This window comes from Geodermatophilus sp. URMC 62 (assembly GCF_052931475.1).
In genome coordinates this window covers 2305038-2324666 of sequence record NZ_JBRFHY010000001.1, presented here as the reverse complement: position 1 = coordinate 2324666, position 19629 = coordinate 2305038, and the positions used below count along the sequence as shown (strand labels likewise).

Here is a 19629-nt window from a genome sequence, read left to right as displayed (position 1 = left end):
GGCCGGCGGCGCTCAGCCGGCGGGGACCGCGTCGGACGAGGCCGCCGTCTTCTTGGCGGTCGTCTTCTTGGCGGTCGTCTTCTTCGCCGTCGTCTTCTTCGCCGTCGTCTTCTTCGCGGCCGTGGTGGTCGTGCGGGTGGCCTTCTTCTTCGTCGCGGCCGGGCGGCTGCGACGGTCGGCGAGCAGCTCGGCCGCCCGGTCGAGGGAGATGGTCTCGACGTCGTCGCCCTTGCGCAGGCTGGCGTTGGTCTCGCCGTCGGTGACGTAGGGGCCGAACCGGCCCTCGCGGACGGTGATCTGGCCCTGCGTCACCGGGTCGGGACCCAGCTCCTTGAGCGGCGCCGCCGCGGCCCGCCGTCCCCGCTGCTTGGGCTGGGCGAACACGGCCAGCGCCTCGTCGAGGGTGACGGTGAACAGCCGGTCCTCGCTCTCCAGCGACCGGGAGTCGCTGCCCTTCTTCAGGTAAGGCCCGTACCGGCCGTTGAGCGCCTGGATCTCCTCGCCGTCGGGCGCGGTGCCCACGGTGCGCGGCAGGGTCAGCAGCCGCAGCGCGTCGTCGAGGGTGACCGTCTCCGGCGACATGGAGGAGAACAGGCTGGCCGTGCGGGGGGCCTCCTTGCTCCCCTCGGGCACGACGGTGGTGACGTAGGGGCCGTAGCGGCCGGCCTTGAGCACGACGGGGTGCCCGGTGCCGGGCTCGGTGCCCAGTTGGCGGTCACCCGACGGCGCGGCGAGCAGCTCGGCGACCGTGTCGCCGGTCAGCTCGTCGGGCGCGAGGTCCTCGGGGAGGCTGACCCGCGCCCCGTCCTCGCCGCCGGCCTGCAGGTAGGGGCCGTAGCGGCCGACCCGCACGACGACCGGCTCGCCGTCGGGCCCGGTGGCGCGCAGCGGGATCGAGTTGACCCCGCGGGCGTCGATCTCCTCCAGCTGCTGGCCGATGACCGACTTCAGGCCGCCGGAGGCCGCGATCCCGCCGGCGTGCCGGCCTTCGCCGCCGAAGTAGAACTCCGTCAGCCAGTCCACCCGGCCCAGGTCGCCGGCGGCGATCTCGTCGAGCTCGTTCTCCAGCGACGCGGTGAAGTCGTAGTCGACGAGCTGGCCGAAGTGCTGCTCGAGCAGGTTGACCACGGCGAAGGCCACGAAGGTGGGCACCAGTGCTGCCCCCTTCTTCCACACGTACCCGCGGTCCTGGATGGTCTGCATGATCGACGCGTAGGTCGACGGGCGGCCGATGCCGAGCTCCTCCAGCCGGGCGACCAGGCTGGGCTCGGTGTAGCGCGACGGCGGGGTCGTGGTGTGGCCCTTGGGCTCCAGCGACCGCGTGTCGAGCTGCTGGCCGCGCTCGACGCGGGGCAGCCGGCGCTCGGCGTCGTCGCTGCCGTGCTCGTCGTCGCCGCCCGCGGCGCCCTCGTCGCGGGACTCGACGTAGGCCCGCAGGAAGCCGGGGAAGGTGATGGTGCGCCCCGACGCGGTGAACTCCACGCGCTCGTCGGTGGTGCTGCGCCCCGCCAGCCGGATGCTGACGGTCTGCCCGACGGCGTCGGCCATCTGCGAGGCGACGGTGCGCTGCCAGATCAGCTCGTAGAGGCGGAACTCGTCGCGGGCGAGCTGCCCGGCGAGCTGGCCGGGGGTGCGGAAGGAGTCACCGGCGGGCCGGATCGCCTCGTGCGCCTCCTGCGCGCCCTTGGCCTTCTTGCTGTAGCGGCGCGGCTCGGCGGGCACGTAGGCGTCGCCGTAGAGCTCGCGGGCCTGGGTGCGGGCGGCGTTGATCGCCTCGTTCGACAGGTTCGTCGAGTCGGTCCGCATGTAGGTGATGTGGCCGTTCTCGTACAGCCGCTGCGCCACCCGCATGACCTGCGCCGAGGACCAGCCGAGCTTGCGGCCGGCCTCCATCTGCAGCGTGGAGGTGGTGAACGGCGCGTACGGACGGCGCCGGTAGGGCTTCTCGTCGACCCGGCCGACCGTCACCTGCCGGCCCTCGAGCCGGGCGGCCAGGCCGCGGGCACCGGCCTCGTCGAGGTGGACGACGTCGCCGGTGACCTGGCCGGTGGCCGGGTCGAAGTCGCGGCCGGTGGCCACGCGGCTGTCGTCGACGCTGACCAGCCGGGCGCGCAGCGTCGTGGGCTCGCCGGCGTCGGCACCGGCGGTGCCGGGGACGGCGAAGACGCCGTCGAGCGACCAGTAGTCGGCCGCGGTGAACGCCATCCGCTCGCGCTCCCGCTCGACGACGATGCGGGTGGCCACCGACTGCACGCGGCCGGCCGAGAGCTTGGGCAGGACCTTCTTCCACAGCACGGGGCTGACCTCGTAGCCGTAGAGCCGGTCGAGGATGCGACGGGTCTCCTGCGCGTCGACCAGCGCGGTGTCGAGCTCGCGCGGGTTGGCCACGGCGCGGGCGATCGCCTCGGGGGTGATCTCGTGGAAGACCATGCGGCGGACGGGCACCCGCGGCTTGAGGGTGTCGACCAGGTGCCAGGCGATGGCCTCGCCCTCGCGGTCCTCGTCGGTGGCGAGGTAGACCTCGCTGGCGTCCTTCACCAGCTGCTTGAGCCGGCTGACCTGCTGCTTGCGGTCGGGGCTGACGACGTAGAGCGGCTCGAAGGAGTTGTCGACGTCGACGCCCAGCCGGGCCCACGAGGCGCCCTTGTGCTCGGCGGGCACGTCGGCGGCGTTGCGCGGCAGGTCGCGGATGTGCCCCACGCTGGCCTCGACGACGTAGCCGTTGCCGAGGTAGCCGGCGATCTTCCCGGCCTTGGTGGGCGACTCCACGATGACCAGCGGGCGGCCACCTCCGGGAGCGGCGCTCCGGCGGCGGGCGGGCGTGCTGGTGCCGCCGGCCGTGCGGCCGGCGCTCTCGCCGTTCTTCGCGGTCTTCGTGGGCACGGTGCTCCTGTCGGTGGTGCGAGGTCGCGGCGGCGCGGTGCCCGATGGTCGGCACCTGGTGCGCCCCTCGGCGGGCCACGGTAGGCCACGACCCCGGAACGCGACCGGCTGGCGACCCCGCGTGGGCGCGCCGTCACCGGCACCAACGGGCCAGGGCGCTGCGTGTTCCCGCCCGTCCGTCAGGCCGGCCCGCTGTCACGCCGGCTCGTAGGTGTCGACGACGACCTCGCCCATCGCCGCCCGGGTCGGGAAGCCGTCGTCGTAGTACTCCGAGTGCATCATCCACGAGCCGGTGGGGAGTTCGACGGCGCCGAAGTCGTCGCGCCAGGTCGGGTACTGCCCGTGGTGGTCCCAGGAGGTGACGAGGTCGGCGGGCGAGGACGCCTCGTACACCTCGGCCACCTCGAGGCCCGCGGCGTCGTTCTCCATGCCCGGGCTGCCGTTGAGCACCACCGCGTCGGCGGCCAGCCGACCCGGCGCGTCCGCCGCCTCGTCCACCACCACCGTGCCGTAGCTGTGCGCCACCACGGTGACGCGCGGGTCGTCCGGGCGCAGGGGGTCGGCCGCGCGGGCCGCGGCCAGCCCGGCGAGGTCGCCGGCCAGCGCCACCCCGCCCTCCTCCGCCCTCCCCCGGAGGAGCACGCGCCACGACTGCGCCCCGGACGGCGGCCGGTAGCCGAACCAGGCGACGGTCGCGACCGCGGCGGCGGGCGCTGCGGCCGACGCGGCGTCGGCGACCGACTGCGCCCGATCCCCGAGGTCGTCGAGGTCCTCGGCCGGGTCGTTGCCCATGCCCGGCACGAGGACCGCGACGTCCTCGGCGGTGTCCAGGTCGCCGTAGGAGACCGCGACCTGGCCCTGTTGCGGGTCGAGGACCCACAGCTGCGCGGGCCGGCCGGCCGCCTCCTCGGTGGCGAGCTCGGCGGCGGCCGCCCGGGCCGTCGCGTACCCGGTGCCCGACGGGTCGGCCAGCGTCCGGTCGAGCAGCAGCCGGTTGGCCCGGTCGCGGGCCCAGGCCGGGAGGCCGTCGAGCGCGCCGATCGACCGGGGGTCCAGCGTGGTCAGCGTGTCGCGGGCCGGCTCCGGGAGGCCGGCCCACCAGGCGGCGACCGCCCCGGGTGAGCGGTCGGCCGGGAGCGGCACCGTCGAGGGACCGGCACCGACCACCGCCTGCAGGCCGGCGAAGTCGGCGGGGACCACCGCGCCGCTGCCGCCGACCGCGCCCAGCACCTCGGCCGACCCCGCCGCGTGCAGCGCCGCCTGCGCGGCCGCGTGCAGGGCGTCGGCGGCGAGGGCGGCCACCCGCTCGGCGGCGGCCGCCCACTCGGCCGCCGCGGCGGCGTGGTCGGCCAGCGCCTGCGGCGTCGCGCCGGCGGGTGGCGCGAGCGGCGCCGGGGTGCCGACCCCGCCGGCCTCGTCGACCGTCACGCCGTTCGCCGCGGCCTCGGCGAGCGCCTGCGCAGCCAGCTCCTGCGCCGTACGCGCCTGCCGCGCCGCGTCCCACAGCCGGTCGAGGGAGGAGTCGAGGGCCACGGTGACGGCCGTCGTCACCGCCGACACCTCGGCGAGCACGCGGGCGGCCTGCTGCGCCGCGTCGCCGTACCAGCACCGCGCGTCGGCCAGGCTGCGCGCGACCCCCTCCACCCGCGCCCGCCAGCGCGGCAGTCGTTCGGCCACCGCCTCGAGGGTGTAGACCGCGCCGTCGAGCAGCGAGGTGTCCCAGGCGGCGACGCCGGTCAGGCCCGGGGCGCTCACGCCGTCGCCCCGGTGACGCGGCCGGCCCGCGCGCGCAGCAGCGAGTCGGAGACGGCGGCGTCGGCGAGCCGGTAGGACCGAACGGCGCCCAGCAGCGTCTCCCCCGTCGCCGCGGCCCCGGCTCCCAGGTTGGTGACGAGGGTGGCCCAGGCCCGGCCCGTGGCCCCGGCCTGCTCCGCCGCGTCGCCGGTGACCGCCGTCGCCAGGGACACCGCCGTGGAGCGGCAGAGGTCGGCGTCCCCGGAGAGCTCGGTGGCGAGGGCGGCGAGCTCCTCACCGAGCCCCTGGACGGCGGTGAGTTCGACGGCGATCTGCGCGGACAAGGGACCCTCCCGGTGACGGCGCCGGCCCGGGGTGGACCGGCGCCGCGCACGCTAGGAGCGGGGACGGGCAGCGGGCGTCGCGTCGTCCACAGCCGGGGTCCCGTCCACAACCGGCGCCGTCAGCCCCGGACCGGCGGTGTCGTCGGCGCTCCCGCCGACGACGACCGACCGGCGCTTGGACACCACCACGGCCGCGACGACGACCAGGGCCGCGGCCGCGGCGATGAGCAGGCGCACCGTCGTGTTGGCGTCCTCCCCGACCGAGAGCCCGACCACCGCGGGCGCGATGAGCAGCGCCACCAGGTTCATCACCTTGATCAGCGGGTTGATCGCCGGGCCGGCGGTGTCCTTGAACGGGTCGCCGACCGTGTCACCGATGACCGTGGCCGCGTGCGCCTCGCTGCCCTTCCCGCCGAAGGCGCCGTCCTCGACCATCTTCTTGGCGTTGTCCCAGGCCCCGCCGGAGTTGGCGAGGAAGACGGCCATGAGCGTGCCGGTCGCGATGGCGCCGACCAGGTAGGCCGCCAGCGGGCCGAAGCCCAGCCCGAAGCCGACGGCGACCGGCGCCAGGACGGCGAGCAGGCCGGGGGTGGCCAGCTCGCGGAGGGAGTCCTTGGTGCAGATGTCGACGACGGCGGAGTAGTCCGGCCGCTCGGAGAAGTCCATGATCCCCGGGTGGGTCCGGAACTGCTCGCGGACCTCGAAGACCACCCGGCCGGCGGCCCGCGAGACGGCGCTGATCGCCAGCCCGGAGAAGAGGAAGACGACGGCCGCGCCGATCACCGCGCCGACGACGTTGTCCGGTGCGACCAGGCTGAACGACTGCGCCAGGTCGACGTCGCCCAGCGCGGTGCGGACCTGCTCGTTGTACGACCCGAACAGTGCCGTCGCGGCGAGGACGGCGGTCGCGATCGCGATGCCCTTGGTGATCGCCTTGGTCGTGTTGCCGACCGCGTCGAGGTCGGTGAGCACCCGGGCACCGGCCTCGTCGATGTCGCCCGACATCTCCGCGATGCCCTGGGCGTTGTCGCTGACCGGGCCGAAGGTGTCCATGGAGACGATGACGCCGGCGGTGGTCAGCAGCCCGCAGCCGGCCAGGGCGACGGCGTAGAGCGCCGCGCCACCGCCGATGAGGAACGCGCCGTAGACCGCGGCACCGATGAGCAGGGCGGCGTAGACGGCCGACTCCAGGCCCAGCGAGATGCCCGAGAGCACCACGGTCGCCGGGCCGGTCAGCGAGCTGCGGCCGACGTCGCGAACCGGCTTGCGGGAGGTCTCGGTGAAGTAGCCGGTGAGCTGCTGGATCGCCGCGGCCAGGACGATGCCGATGAGGACCGACACGAACCCGAGCACCTGCGGGTTGACCACCGCGTCGGGGACGTCGGCGACGCTGGGCAGCACGGTGAAGGCCGCGGCGGCGACGAGCACGAGGGAGACGACCGCGGAGGTGAAGAAGCCGCGGTTGATCGGGGCCAGGCCGCTGGCGTCGTTCTTGCCGGGGTTGCTGGCCAGGATGCCGACGACCGAGGCGAGCACGCCGATGCCGGCCACCACCAGCGGGAAGACCATGCCGTCGGAGCCGAAGAAGACCTGCCCGAGGATGAGGGCGGCGACCAGCGTGACGGCGTAGGACTCGAAGAGGTCCGCGGCCATCCCGGCGCAGTCGCCGACGTTGTCGCCCACGTTGTCGGCGATGGTCGCGGCGTTGCGCGGGTCGTCCTCGGGGATGCCCGCCTCGACCTTGCCGACGAGGTCGGCGCCGACGTCGGCGGCCTTGGTGAAGATGCCGCCGCCCACGCGCATGAACATCGCCAGCAGCGCGCCGCCGAAGCCGAAGCCCTCCAGGACCACCGGCGCGGTGTCGTCGAAGAGCAGCAGCGCCAGGGACGCCCCGAACAGGCCCAGGCCGACGGTGATCATCCCGCAGACGCCGCCGGTGCGGTAGGCGATGCGGAAGGCCGGCCGGTACCCGCCGTCCTGGGCCGCCGCGGCCACCCGGACGTTGCCACGGGTGGCCAGCGTCATGCCGATGAACCCGACCGACGCCGAGAACAGCGCGCCGACCAGGAAGAACACGGCGCGGCCGACCCGGGTGCCCCAGCCGCCCTCGGCCACCGGGAGCACCAGCAGCAGGAGGAACACGATGACGGCGAAGACCCCGAGTGTCCGGAACTGCCGGCGCAGGTAGGCGCCCGCTCCCTCCTGGACGGCCCGGGCGATCTCGCGCATCCGCGTCGTCCCCTGGTCGGCGCCCAGGACGGCGCGCACCAGGGACCCGGCGAACAGCAGTGCGGCGAGCGAGACGACGAGGGCTGCTGTGACGAGGACGACGTCCCCGCCGGAGAGATGGGTGTCCGGCATGGATACCTCCGTGCGGTCGGGTGCCGCCGGGCGGCCCGCGTCCCCGGTCGGCGGAGGGCCCCCCGCGGGTGGGCGGTCTCCCACCCCCGGGCGCCGCGTCACTGTATTGGAGATCACACTCTGCGTCTGCCCCTCGGCCCGGACCCGGACGACGCGATCGCGGGGGCGCAGCGGGTTGCCCGGGGGTGTGACAGTGGGAGGGTGACCACGCTCCACCCGGTCCGGCCGGCTGCTCCCCCATCCGGCCCGGAGGGTGCACCCGGGGGTGACCCGGGCCCAGGGGGCACGCCCGCCGACCCGGCGGTGCACGCGTCGGCCGCCGCCCACGGGTCCGGCGGCCCGGTCCGTCCCGGTCCCGTCCCGCCCAGCGCCGTCCCGCCCGGCGCCGAGCTGCTGGAGGGTCTGCTCGCCGGGACCCCGGACGACGAGCGCCCGGTCACCCACGTCCACCGCCTGGCGGTGCGCGAGAGCCACACCCTGCCGTGGCCGGCGTGGGTCGACCCCGGCCTCCGGCAGCGGCTGGAGGAGGCGGGGGTCCGCGAGCCGTGGCGGCACCAGGTGGAGGCCGCCCGGCTGGCGCACGAGGGCACCTCGGTCGTCGTGGCCACGGGCACGGCGTCGGGCAAGTCGCTGGCCTACCAGCTCCCCGCGCTGACCCGGCTGGCGCAGGACCCGCGCGCCTGCGTGCTCTACCTGGCCCCGACCAAGGCGCTGGCCCGCGACCAGCTCGCCTCGGTGGCCGCGCTCGCCGACCCCTCGGTGCGGCCGGCCGCCTACGACGGCGACACCCCCGCCGAGGAGCGCGACTGGGTCCGCCGGCACTCGCGGTGGATCGTCACGAACCCGGACATGCTGCACCGCGGCGTGCTGCCGGCCCACCAGCGCTGGTCCTCGACGCTGCGCCGGCTGGCCTACGTCGTCGTCGACGAGTGCCACGCCTACCGCGGGGTGTTCGGCTCGCACGTCGGGCACGTGCTACGCCGGCTGCGGCGCATCTGCCGCCGCTACGGCGCCGACCCCGTGTTCGTGCTGGCCTCGGCGACCGTCGCCGAGCCGGCCGCGGCCGCCACCCGTCTGGTCGGGGCCCCGGTCGTGGCGGTCACCGACGACGGGTCGCCCCGGCCCGGCGCCACCTTCGCGCTGTGGGAGCCGCCGCTGACCGAGCGCACCGGGGAGCACGGCGCGCCGCTGCGCCGGTCGGCGGCCGCCGACACGGCCGGGCTGCTGGCCGACCTCGTCGAGCGCGGCGCGCGCACACTGGCCTTCGTCCGCTCCCGGCGCAGCGCGGAGACGGTGGCCGAGCAGGCGCGCCGGCTGCTCGCCGAGCGGGGCCGGGACGACCTGGTGCGCCGCGTGGACTCCTACCGCGGCGGCTACCTGCCCGAGGAGCGCCGGGAGCTCGAGCGGGCCCTCTCGGCCGGTGAGCTGCTCGGGGTGGCGACCACCAACGCCCTCGAGCTGGGCATCGACATCGCCGGCCTGGACGCCGTGGTGCTGGCCGGCTACCCGGGCACGCTGGCCTCCCTCTGGCAGCAGGCCGGCCGCGCCGGGCGGGCGCAGCGCGAGTCGCTGGTCGTCTTCGTCGCCCGCGACGACCCGCTCGACCACTACCTGGCCCACCACCCCCGGGCGGTCTTCGGCCGGCCGGTCGAGGCGACGGTCACCGACCCGGCCAACCCCTACGTCCTCGGGCCCCAGCTGTGCTGTGCGGCGGCCGAGCTGCCGCTCACGCCCGAGGACCTGCCCGCGTTCGGCGGCGCCGTGGCGCAGGCCCGGCTGGAGGAGCTCGTCGCCGCCGGCGTGCTCCGCCGGCGGCCGGCCGGCTGGTACTGGGCCGGCCGCGGGCGTCCCGACGTCGACATCCGCGGCAGCGGCGGCGAGCCCGTGGCGATCATCGAGGGCGCGACCGGCCGGCTGCTGGGCACCGTCGACGGCGGCGCCGCGCACGCGACCGTGCACACCGGCGCGCTGTACGTCCACCGCGGCGAGACCTACGTCGTCGACGAGCTCGACCTCGACGACGCCTGCGCCGTCGTGCACGCCGAGGCGCCGGAGTGGACCACCGTCGCCCGCGACGTGACCGACCTGGGCATCGTCACCACCGACCGGACCCGCCGGCTGGGCACCGTCACCGCGCACACCGGCGTCGTGGACGTGACCAACCAGGTCGTGGCCTACCAGCGGCGCCGGGCCGGCACCGGCGAGGTGCTCGCGGAGTTCCCGCTGGACCTCCCCGCCCGCCAGCTGCGCACCCGCGCGGTCTGGCTGACCCTCGACGCGCAGGCCGTCGCCCGTGCCGACGTCGACGACCTGGCGCTGCCGGGGTCGCTGCACGCCGCCGAGCACGCCGCGATCGGCATCCTGCCGCTGCTGGCCACCTGCGACCGGTGGGACCTCGGCGGGTTGTCGACCGCGCTGCACCCCGACACCGGCACCGCGACGGTGTTCGTCCACGACGGGCACCCCGGCGGCGCCGGGTTCGCCGAGCGGGGGTTCGCCGCGCTGCGGCGCTGGCTGACGGCGACGCGGGCCACCGTGGCCAGCTGCGAGTGCGAGAGCGGCTGCCCCTCCTGCGTCCAGTCGCCCAAGTGCGGCAACGGCAACGAGCCGCTGGACAAGGCCGGCGCCGTCCGGGTCCTCGACGTCGTGCTCGACGAGCTGGCCGCCGCCGAGGACGACGGCGACGACGACGGCGAGGGCGACGGCGCCGGCGACGGCGCCGGCGAGGGCGGTGCCGAGGTCCCCACCGGGCCGGTGCGCGGCCTGCTGCGGCGGCCGGTCACCGGGCGGGTCCCCGCCGGCGCGGCTCCCGACCCCGACCCGTCCCCCGCGGTCCCCGCCGCCGGTCACGCCGAGGACGGCCTCGTCTTCTGACGCCGGGCTCCCCCGACGGCGGCCGTCGCCCGCCGACGTCCGCCGTCGCCGCTTCCGCTTGAGGTGGGTCCTCCCGCTGCCGATCCACCCGTGAGGTGGCGCAGGCGCGTCCCCGGCGCGCGCAGGAGGAGGACCCGTGGCACACGGCAGCGATCGCCCGGAGGGCCGGCCGCTGGTCCTCGCGGGCTACATCGTCGCCGTCACCGCCGCCGTCTTCGCCTTCGGCCTCGACCCCGTCCTCGGCGTCCTCGCCGGCGCGTTGAACGTCGTCTTCGGCATCTACTTCTGCCGGCACCTGGCCTTCGCCGTGGCCGCCGCCCGCTGGGCCGAGCGCGACCTGCTCGCCGCCGACGTCGGCCTGGACACCTACACGCCACCGGTCGCCGTCCTCGTCGGGTGCAAGAACGAGGAGCTCGTCGTCGACGGGATGGTCGCGGCCCTGCTGGCGCTGGACTACCCGGCCGACCGGCTCACCCTGGTCGTCGTCGACGACGGCTCCGACGACGCCACCAGCGCCAAGCTCGACGCCTGGGCGGCGCGGGAGCCCCGGCTGCGCGTGCTGCACCGTCCGCCGGGCTCCGGCGGGGGCAAGTCCGGCGCCCTCAACGACGCGCTGGACCTGGTCGAGGCCGAGGTCGTGCTGGTGTTCGACGCCGACCACGAACCGGAGTCCTCGGCGCTGCGCCGCCTGGTGCGGCACTTCCGCGACCCCGTCGTCGGCGCCGTCATGGGCCGGTGCGTGATCCGCAACGGCCGGGACTCGCACATGGCCGGCACGGTGTTCGTCGACTACCTGTCCGGCTACCTGGTGAACGAGTACGGCCGCCAGGCGCTGTTCGAGCTGCCCGCCTACGGCGGGGCCAACTGCGCCGTCCGCATGTCCACGCTGCGCGCCCTCGGCGGGTGGAACCCCGAGACGGTCACCGAGGACACCGACCTCACCCTGCGGATCCTCGCCGCCGGGCAGCGGGTGCGCTACGACGTCTCGGCGATCGACTTCGAGGAGGCGGTGGTCAGCGCCCAGCGGTTCTGGAAGCAGCGCTACCGCTGGGCCCGTGGCCACCAGAAGTGCCTGCGCGACTACTGGCGGCCGCTGATGCGCACGCCCCACCTCTCGCCGCTGGAGAAGGTGGAGACCTCGCTGTTCCTGGCCGTCTACCACGTGCCGATGCTCAGCGGCCTGGGCCTGCTGCTCACCGTCCTGCGCGCGTTCGGGATCGGCGACCTGCCGGTGGTCGGGCTGCTGCCGCTGTCGATGCTGCTGTTCATCGGCCCGCTGGCCGAGCTGTGCGTCGGCCTGCTGGTCGGCCGGGTGGAGCGGCGCTCGGCCTGGCGGCTGCTCGGCTTCCTGCCCGCGTTCGCGCTGTCCATCTGGATCACCTCGCGGGCCTACGTCGACGGCATGCTCGGCCGGCCCTACAGCTGGGTGAAGACGACGCGGTCGGGCGCCACCTCGACGGTGGACCCGGCGCTGCAGACCGCCGGCACGGGCCCCGACGTCGCCGTCCCCGGGTCCCGGCCGCGCTCGTTCGCCGTGGCCTCCGGCCCCGGACCGCTCGGGGGACCGCGGTGACCGCCGGCGGCCTGGCGCTCCCGCCGGCCCGGCGCAGCCCGTGGCGCGCGGCGAACCGGCGGCTGCTGCCGGTCGTGCTGGACCTGCTGCTCGCCGCGGCGATCTGCCTGCTCGGCTTCCGGTACCTCGCCCGGCCCCTGCAGGTGCTGGAGGCGGCCGGCCTCGCCCGGGTCCTGGGCTGGATCGCGCCGGGGCAGGCCTCCGGCGTCGTCCCCACGCACGTCCTGCTCTTCCGCGGCGACGGCGAGATCATCGACGCGGTCGTCACGCTGTCCTGCTCCTCCGTGCTCTCGGTGCTGGGGCTCGTCGCGCTGACCGCCGTGGTCCTCCGCGGCCGCGGGCTGCACGCGGTGGCGGGCCTGCTGGTCGCCGTCGCCGCCCTGCTGGTGCTCAACCACGGCCGGCTGCTGCTCTCCGCCCTCGCCGGCCTGTGGTGGGGCGAGGGCGCCCTGGTGGGCTTCCACGACTGGGTCGGCACGCTGTGGAACCTGGTCGCCACGCTCGGCGGCTTCCTGCTCATGGTGTGGATCGCGCTGCCGGCCCTCGACCGGGCGGAGCAGGACGTGGAGGGCCGGCACACCGCCCGCCGTCCCGACAGCTGGGCCCGGCCCGGGCTGGGCTACCGCGGGCCGGAGGACGACGACCGGCGCGGACGTGGCCGGCGGGTCACGCTCACCGGGCTCCTGCACCGCTACGTGTACCCGCGCCGGCTCTCCGGGTGGCTGGCCGCCCACCGGGAGGCCCGGCGCATCGACTACCGGCTGGGGCACCTGCCCGTGCACGAGCGGGTGGAGCGCGTCCGGGAGTTGACCGCCGACGGGCTGGGCGCGCACGCCGCGTCGCTGGTGGCGGTCGCCACCTACGAGCAGGACCCCGCCGTCCTCGACGCCCTCGCCGAGGCCGTGGCCGCCCGCCAGTGGGAGCCGGTGACCGGCGACCGCGTGGCCGCCCTGCGGCTGTGGGCGCGGGGGTGGCTGCTGGCCCGCGGGCCGCAGGACGACCCCGGCCCGCCGCCGGCCTCCCCCGCCGGGACGCAGGCCACGGTGCCCGTCTGCCGGATCGCCGTCCCCCGGGCCGCCGGCGCCCCCGCCGGTCCTGCGTCGGCGCCGCCGCGGGTCCGCCCGGCGCACGTCGACGCCGCCCCGCGCCCCGCCACGTTCGCCCGTCCGTCCCTCGCGCCCGACCTCCCGGAGGCCTCCCGGTGACCTCGACCCTGCCGGCCCGGCCGGCCTCCCCGACCCCGCCGGGCTCCCGGGCGGAGCAGCGGCCCGGGCGCCCGGCGGTGGTCGTCACCGGCGCCGGCGGTCCGGCCGGCGTCGCCGTGGTGCGCCGCCTGGTGGCGCTGGGCCACCGGGTCGTCGGGGTGGACGCCGACCCGACGGCCGCCGGCGCGGCGCTGGCCACCGTCGGGGCCACGGTGCCGCGCGCCGACCACGCCCGGTTCGTCGACGCCCTGGTGGCCGTGGCGACCGCCTCCGGCGCCGACGCCCTCGTCGGGACCGTCGCCGAGGAGCTGCCCGCGCTCTCCGCGGGCGCCGACCAGCTGGCCCGGGCCGGCGTGGCGACGTGGTTGCCCGACCCGGACGCCGTGGCCCTGTGCTGCGACAAGGCCGCGTTCGCCCGCGCGCTGCGGGCGGCCGGCGTGCCCCACCCCGCCACCGCGGACACCGGGGCCGGCCTGGCGCAGGTCCCCGGACCGTGGGTGGTCAAGCCGCGCGCCGGCCGGGGCAGCCGGGGCGTGCGGCTGCTCGACACCCGCGCCGCGGTGGCCGACGCCCTGCGCGAGGACCCGTCGCTGATCGCGCAGACCCGCCTGGGCGGCCGCGAGTTCACCGCCGACGCCCTGGTCGCCCGCGACGGCCGGCTGCTCACGGTGGTGCCGCGGTGGCGGGACGACACCCGGGCGGGCATCTCGGTGAAGGGCACCACCTTCGACTCGCCGGCGGTGACCGACGTGGTCGCCGGGGCGCTGGAGGCCGTGCGGCTGACCGGCCCGGCCAACGTGCAGGGGTTCGTGGCCGACGACGGCCGCGCCACCGTCGTCGAGGTCAACCCCCGCTTCTCCGGCGGGCTGCCGCTGACGCTGGCGGCCGGCGCGGACGTCGTCAGCACCTACCTGACCGGCATCCGCGATCCCGGCGCCGACCTCCCCTCCCTGTGGTTCACCCCCGGGGTCCGGATGAGCCGGTACTTCGCCGAGACCTACAGCGCCGACGACGGCAGCCCGGTGGCCGACCCCTGCGCGACGACCGAGGCGCGGGCGTGATCCGCGCGCGGCGCGTCCTGGTGCCCTTCGGGACCCGGCCGGAGGTGGTCAAGCTCGCCCCCGTGGTGGCCGCGCTCACCGCCGCGGGACACCGGGTCGACGTCGTCGACACCGGGCAGCACACCGACCCGGCCCTGTCGACGCGGCTGCAGGAGGAGCTGGGGCTCGCGCCCGGCTGCCGGTTCACGCTGCCGGCCGGCGACCCGGCCGCCCGGCTCGGGGCGCTGCACGCCGACGCGGCACGGGCGGTGACCGGCCTGCGGCCCGACGTCGTCCTGGCCCTCGGCGACACCAACACCGTCCCCGCCTACGCGCTGGCCGCCCGCGGCGCCGGCGTCCCCTTCGCGCACCTGGAGGCGGGGCTGCGCAGCCTCAACCCGCGCAGCGTCGAGGAGGTCAACCGGCGGGTGGCCGCGGCGGTCGCCGCGCTGCACCTGGCCCCCACCCGCCGGGCGGCGGCTTTCCTCGCGGCCGAGGGGGTGCCCGCCGAGCGGGTGTTCGTCGTCGGCAACCCGGTGGTCGACACCCTGGTGTCCCGCGGGGTGCGCCCGGTGCCCGTGGCCGAGCGCGCCGGGGTGCTGGTCACCGCGCACCGGCCGACCAACGTCGACGACCCGGTGCGCCTGCAGCGCCTGGTCGGGGTCGTGCGCGCCCTGGCCGACCGGGTGGGGCCGGTGACCTTCCCGGTCCACCCGCGCACGGCGGCCCGGCTGGCGGCCACCGGCCTGGACGCCGAGCTGGCGCACCCGGGCGTCACCCGCACCGGCCCCGTGGAGTACGACGCCCTGCTGGGCGCCCTGGCCTCGGCGCGGCTCGCGGTCACCGACTCCGGCGGCATCCAGGAGGAGGCGGCCTTCCTCGGCGTCCCCGTCGTCGTGCTGCGCGGGTCGACGCCGCGGTGGGAGGGCGTCGAGGCCGGCACCACCACCCTGGCGAGCCTGGCCGACGACGCCGCGGCCGACGCCGTCCTCGCCGCCGCCGCGCGGCACACCTCCGCCGAGGGGCAGGCCCGCGCCGCGACGCTCCCCTGCCCCTACGGCGACGGGACGACCGGCGAGCAGGTGGCCGCCCTGCTCGCCGACGGGGCGACCGACGCGCTGCTGGCCCTCGACGAGCCGGACTTCTCCGACGGCCGGCTGCCGTGGTGAGCGCTCCGCCGGCGCCGCCGTGGGAGGGGCCCCCGCCGCTGGGCGTGGTGGTCGACCTCGACGACACCCTCTACCCGCAGGCCGCCTACCTGGCCGGCGCCGCCGCGGCCGTCGGTGCCGCGGCCTCGGCGGCCGGGCTCGACGGGGAGCGGGTGCACGCCGCGTTCCTGCGGGAGCTCGCCGCGGGCTCCGACAGCGGGGGCACCATCGACCGCGCGCTGCAGGCCGCCGGGGTCCCCGCCGCGGAGGTGCCGGCGCGGGTCCCCGCCCTGGTGGCCGCGTTCACCGCCCACGCGCCCGACGTCCTCGCCCCGTACCCGGGGGTCGTCGAGGCCCTCACCGCCCTCGGGGAGGTCACCGCCGTCGGGTGCCTGACCGACGGCAACCCCGCCATCCAGGCCGCCAAGCTCGCCGCGACCGGGCTCGGCCCGCTGCTCGGCAGCGTCGTGGTCACCGACGCGCTCGGCGGCCGGGCCGCGCGCAAACCCGCCCCCGGCGGGCTGCTGGAGCTGGCCGCCCGGCTGGGTGTGCCCGCCGACCGGCTGCTGGTGATCGGCGACCGCCCGGCCAAGGACGTCGCCGTGGCCGCCGCGGTGGGCGCGCGGGCGGTCCGCGTCCGGCAGGGCGAGCACGCCGCGGCGCCGGACCGGCCGGCGGCGTGGGCCGTCACCGACTCCTTCCCCGCCGCCGCGGACCTGGCCCTCGCCGTGCTGGCGCCGGCCGCCGCTCCGCGGTGATCCCCCGGAGGGGTGGACCCGGCGGCGTCCCCCTGTAGTCGCCGGCCCCGCCGGCCGATGGCCCCCTGGTGGGCGGTCGTGCGCCCGGTCAGGAGGAGTTCGACCATGGCAGGCAACAGGCGGCGTCGGCGGCCGTCCCTCGGGACGCGTCTGGCGGTGACGGCGGCGGCGGGAGCCGTCGTGGTCCTCGGGACACCGGGGGTGGGAACGGCCGCCGGCGGGCCGATGAAGCCGCTGGTGACCTGCGTGCTCCCGGTGCAGGACGGCTCCTGGACCGCGGTCTTCGGCTACGACAACCCCACGCCCCTGACCTGGGACGAGTCGCGGGGCTTCGACAACGAGCTGACCCCGGCCCGCCTCGACGGCGTCCAGGTCACCTCGTTCGCGCCGGGTACCCACCCGGGCGCGTTCTCCGTCCGGGTCCCGGCGTCCACCCCGAGCGTCGACTGGCAGGTGCACAGCCGGCACGCCACCGCCTCGCTGGACGGGAGCGCGCCCTGCCCGTCGGCGACCGAGCTGCCGGCCGACGGCAACGGCCTGGGCGCCCCGATGGTGCTGGTCGCCGCCGGGGTCGTGGGGGCGGTGTCGATCGCGGTCTCCCGGCGTCGGCGCGCGGACACCACCGAGGCGGCCGCGGCGTCGACCTGACGTCGCCCGCGGACCCGACTCCCTGACGGCCGGTCCTCCCCCTTCCGGGGGAGGACCGGCCGTCGCGCTCCACGCGGGCGCCGGATCCGCCGATGAGGAGGTGTCGGGCGGGGCGGCCGCCTCGAGTCGTGGAGGACACCGGCCATGGACGGCGGACGGACGGGGAGCACGGGACGCAGCGTCCTGGCCATCGGGGCGCACCCCGACGACATCGAGCTCGGCTGCGGCGGCGCCCTGCTGGCGCACGCGGCGGCCGGCGACACGGTGACCATGCTGGTCGTGACCGGCGGGGAGAACGGCCCCGGTGACGACGTCCGCATCGCCGGCCGCCGCGCCGAGCAGGAGCGGGCGGCCGCGCTGCTGGGCGCCCGGCTGCTGTGGGGCGGCCTGCTCGACTGCGCGGTCGCGGCCGACTCCGGCACGGTCCGCCGCATCGAGCAGGTCCTGGAGTCCACCCGGGCCGACCTGGTCTACGTGCACGCGCCCGACGACAGCCACCAGGACCACCGGGCGGTCGCCGGCGCCACGCTGGCCGCGGCACGGCGGCTGCCCCGCGTCCTGCACTACCAGAGCCCCTCGACGCTGACCTTCACCCCGAGCGTCTACGTCGACGTCACGGCCTTCGTCACCGGCAAGCTCGCCGCACTCGCCGCGCACGCCTCCCAGGTCGAGATGTCGGCGATGGTCGAGCCCGACGCCGTCGTGGCCTCGGCCCGCCACTGGGGAGCGCACGCCCGGATCGGCTACGCCGAGGCGTTCCAGCCCACCCGGATGGTGCTCGACCTCGCACCCTCCCCCGCGTCCGTCGCCGTCTCGTCCGCCGCCCCCGAGGCCGTGCCCGCCGCGTGGTCGCTCATCCCGTCCGCCGGCCGGATCGGCTGACCCCGGCCTGCCGCGGACGCGGCGGCTGCGAGACTGGGCCCCCGCCGCGCACCGGTGGTCCGCCCGGGCGGACCGGCGCGACGGGACCGGGGAGGTGGCGTGGCCGAGGAGTCGGACCGGCCGGGCGTCGCGGTCGTGACCGGAGCCGCCAGCGGCCTCGGCGCGGCGGTCGCCGGCGCGCTGGCCGCCGCCGGCTGGCGGGTCGCCGGGTTCGACCTGCGGCCCAGCCCCGCGACGGCGCTGGGCGTCGAGGTGGACGTGACCGACGCGGCCGCGGTCGCGGCGGCCGTCGACCGCGTGGAGCGGGAGCTGGGCGCCGTCGGTGCCCTGGTCACCGCGGCGGGCGTGTACGAGATGCGGCCCGTCGAGGAGATCGACGACGCGCGCTGGTCCCGGATGATGGCGGTCAACCTCTCGGGCACCGCGAACGCCTGCGCGGCCGTCGTCCCGCGGATGGTGGCCCGCGGCCGGGGCGGGGTCGTGACGATCTCGTCGGACCTGGGGGTCGGCGGCAGCCAGGGCGACGCCCACTACGCGGCGAGCAAGGGCGCGATCGTCGGGTTCACCCGCGCGCTGGCCGTGGAGGTCGAGGGCACGGGCGTCGCCGTCAACACGGTCGCGCCCGGCGCGGCCGACACCCCCATGCTCGACGCCGGCTCGCCGTGGCGGGCCGCGGACTTCCTGGCCACCCTGCCGGTGCAGCGGCTCGTCGCCCCGGGCGAGATCGCCGCGGCCGCGCGCTTCCTGCTCGAGGCAGGCCCGGCGGTCTCCGGGCAGGTCCTCTCACCGAACGCGGGGGCGACGATCTGATGGCCGGCCGCAACGCGCTCGTGCGCTGCGACGCCGCCGCGGTGAGCGAGGCGCTCGTCGCGCGGCTGACCGCCGACGGTCTGCGCGTCACCGTCGTCCCGCCCGGGGCCGACCCGGACGGCGCCGTGGCCGACGCGGCCCGGGACGGCGGGCTGGACGTGCTCGTCTGCGCCGTCGCGCGGCCGCCGGAGGCAGCGTTCCCCCGCGCCGACCCCGCCCGGTGGTACGCCGGGGTGACGGTCTGCCTGACGCCGGCCTTCCGGCTGGCCCGCGCGGCCGCGCCGGCCCTGCGGCGGTCCGGAGCGGGGCGGCTGGTGTTCCTGGGCGGCGGGTGGACGGCCGTCGACCGCCCGCGGACGACGGCCGCCGGCGCGGTGGAGGGCGCCCTCGTCGCGCTGACGAAGACCCTCGCCCGCGACCTCGGCCCCGACGCCGTCACCGTCAACGAGGTGGTCACCGACCCCGCCGCCCCGCCGTCCCCCGCGGTCGTGGCCGCCGCGGTGTCCTACCTGTGCGGCGAGGCGGCCGGATCGGTCGTCGGGCAGCTGCTCACGGTGGGCCGGGGCGGGCCGCTGCGCCCCTGACTCAGCGCGCCACCCGGAACGCCACCGCCCGCACCGGGGCCCCGTCGGCCCCGGCCAGCCGCAGCGGCAGGACGCTGACCACCGCGTCGGTGTCGGGCACCGCCCCCAGGTCGCGCAGGTTCTCGACGATGACGCCCCCGGCACCGAGGACCTCGAGGTGGGCGGCGAACCCGTCGGCGGGCTTCCCACCGACGACGGTCTCGTCGAGGCTCAGCGCGTCCAGCCCGACGGTGCGCACACCCGCGGCCACCACGCGCGCAGCGGCGTCCCCGGTCAGGTACGGGTGGTCGAAGTAGGCGTCGGTGCCCCAGTGCTCGTCCCACCCGGTGCGCAGCAGCAGGATGCGGCCGGGGCCCAGCAGGGGGGCGCAGGGCGCCAGGTCCGCCCACTCGATCCGGCCGTGCGGGGGCTTGCCCCGGACGTCGGCGACGACGGCCGGGCCCAGGAAGTGCTCGAGCGGCAGCTCGTCGACGCGGGAGCCGTCCTCGAGGAAGTGGTACGGGGCGTCGACGTGCGTGCCGGTCTGCGAGCCCATGCGGACGTGCAGGACGTTGTAGCCGTCGGCCGCCACGGTGGCGGCAGGGGAGAAGCGGGCGACCGGGTCGCCGGGGTAGACCGGGGTGTCGTCGTCCAGGGGGTGGGAGAGGTCGACGACGTCGCGGAGGGACGGGGCAGGGCCGGTCACGGGGCTCCTCGGGGTGGGTGGTCGCAGGACGGGGTGCGGGCCCGCCCGTCGCATCCCAGCATGCTGCCCCCATGGTGGGAAACGGCGGTTGTCTGTGAGT

15 protein-coding genes are annotated in these 19629 nt (G+C 77.1%); 10 read left to right on the top strand and 5 right to left on the bottom strand.

What is annotated here, in order from left to right; translation table 11 throughout:
* Positions 1 to 12: 12 nt before the first annotated feature.
* From topA to ACU616_RS11140, 4 genes are all read right to left on the bottom strand, one after another.
* A complete protein-coding gene (gene topA / locus ACU616_RS11155) occupies positions 13 to 2883 on the bottom strand; it encodes a type I DNA topoisomerase (protein ID WP_446758528.1) in 2871 nt (956 codons plus the stop codon).
* Positions 2884 to 3078: 195 nt separating this feature from the next.
* On the bottom strand, positions 3079 to 4638 hold the full coding sequence (locus ACU616_RS11150; RefSeq protein WP_446758527.1) for an alpha/beta hydrolase: 1560 nt from the start codon (positions 4636 to 4638) through the stop codon (positions 3079 to 3081).
* Complete coding sequence (locus ACU616_RS11145; protein WP_446758526.1) at positions 4635 to 4961, bottom strand: hypothetical protein; 327 nt, start codon at positions 4959 to 4961, stop codon at positions 4635 to 4637. The genes ACU616_RS11150 and ACU616_RS11145 overlap by 4 nt, the downstream gene beginning before the upstream one ends.
* 51 nt (positions 4962 to 5012) lie before the next feature.
* Positions 5013 to 7322, bottom strand: coding sequence for a sodium-translocating pyrophosphatase (locus tag ACU616_RS11140; RefSeq protein WP_446758525.1), 2310 nt, complete (start codon positions 7320 to 7322; stop codon positions 5013 to 5015).
* A gap of 201 nt (positions 7323 to 7523) precedes the next feature.
* Here ACU616_RS11140 and ACU616_RS11135 point away from each other — a divergent pair, with 201 nt between their 5' ends.
* The 10 genes from ACU616_RS11135 (at position 7524) to ACU616_RS11090 (ending at position 18844) form a co-directional block, all read left to right on the top strand.
* Positions 7524 to 10196: a DEAD/DEAH box helicase gene (locus tag ACU616_RS11135; protein ID WP_446758524.1), complete on the top strand. Its 2673-nt coding sequence runs from the start codon at positions 7524 to 7526 to the stop codon at positions 10194 to 10196.
* Between the two features lie 136 nt (positions 10197 to 10332).
* The gene (locus ACU616_RS11130) at positions 10333 to 11769 is read left to right on the top strand and encodes a glycosyltransferase (RefSeq protein ID WP_446758523.1); all 1437 of its coding nucleotides are present in this window, start codon (positions 10333 to 10335) and stop codon (positions 11767 to 11769) included.
* Complete coding sequence (locus tag ACU616_RS11125; protein ID WP_446758522.1) at positions 11766 to 12974, top strand: exosortase/archaeosortase family protein; 1209 nt, start codon at positions 11766 to 11768, stop codon at positions 12972 to 12974. Before ACU616_RS11130 ends, ACU616_RS11125 begins: the two co-directional genes overlap by 4 nt.
* Positions 12971 to 14035, top strand: coding sequence for an ATP-grasp domain-containing protein (locus ACU616_RS11120; protein WP_446758521.1), 1065 nt, complete (start codon positions 12971 to 12973; stop codon positions 14033 to 14035). Before ACU616_RS11125 ends, ACU616_RS11120 begins: the two co-directional genes overlap by 4 nt.
* Positions 14032 to 15183: a non-hydrolyzing UDP-N-acetylglucosamine 2-epimerase gene (gene wecB / locus ACU616_RS11115; RefSeq protein ID WP_446758520.1), complete on the top strand. Its 1152-nt coding sequence runs from the start codon at positions 14032 to 14034 to the stop codon at positions 15181 to 15183. Before ACU616_RS11120 ends, wecB begins: the two co-directional genes overlap by 4 nt.
* Positions 15180 to 15920 (top strand): HAD family hydrolase, encoded by a 741-nt coding sequence (locus ACU616_RS11110; protein WP_446758519.1) that lies wholly within the window; start codon positions 15180 to 15182, stop codon positions 15918 to 15920. Before wecB ends, ACU616_RS11110 begins: the two co-directional genes overlap by 4 nt.
* Before the next feature lie 105 nt (positions 15921 to 16025).
* A complete protein-coding gene (locus tag ACU616_RS11105) occupies positions 16026 to 16568 on the top strand; it encodes a hypothetical protein (RefSeq protein ID WP_446758518.1) in 543 nt (180 codons plus the stop codon).
* Between the two features lie 144 nt (positions 16569 to 16712).
* A complete protein-coding gene (locus ACU616_RS11100) occupies positions 16713 to 17450 on the top strand; it encodes a PIG-L deacetylase family protein (protein WP_446758517.1) in 738 nt (245 codons plus the stop codon).
* Positions 17451 to 17549: 99 nt separating this feature from the next.
* A complete protein-coding gene (locus ACU616_RS11095) occupies positions 17550 to 18260 on the top strand; it encodes an SDR family NAD(P)-dependent oxidoreductase (RefSeq protein ID WP_446758516.1) in 711 nt (236 codons plus the stop codon).
* Positions 18260 to 18844, top strand: coding sequence for an SDR family oxidoreductase (locus ACU616_RS11090; RefSeq protein WP_446758515.1), 585 nt, complete (start codon positions 18260 to 18262; stop codon positions 18842 to 18844). The genes ACU616_RS11095 and ACU616_RS11090 overlap by 1 nt, the downstream gene beginning before the upstream one ends.
* A gap of 1 nt (position 18845) precedes the next feature.
* On the opposite strand, the gene ACU616_RS11085 is transcribed toward ACU616_RS11090, so the two are convergent.
* Positions 18846 to 19529 (bottom strand): cyclase family protein, encoded by a 684-nt coding sequence (locus ACU616_RS11085; RefSeq protein WP_446758514.1) that lies wholly within the window; start codon positions 19527 to 19529, stop codon positions 18846 to 18848.
* Positions 19530 to 19629: the final 100 nt, after the last annotated feature.

Excerpts from the sequence above, each read along its gene's own strand:
- ACU616_RS11140 (WP_446758525.1), bottom strand. The coding sequence starts at position 7,322 with ATGCCGGACACCCATCTCTCCGGCGGGGACGTCGTCCTCGTCACAGCA.
- ACU616_RS11105 (WP_446758518.1), top strand. The coding sequence starts at position 16,026 with ATGGCAGGCAACAGGCGGCGTCGGCGGCCGTCCCTCGGGACGCGTCTG.
- ACU616_RS11100 (WP_446758517.1), top strand. The coding sequence starts at position 16,713 with ATGGACGGCGGACGGACGGGGAGCACGGGACGCAGCGTCCTGGCCATC.
- ACU616_RS11090 (WP_446758515.1), top strand. The coding sequence starts at position 18,260 with ATGGCCGGCCGCAACGCGCTCGTGCGCTGCGACGCCGCCGCGGTGAGC.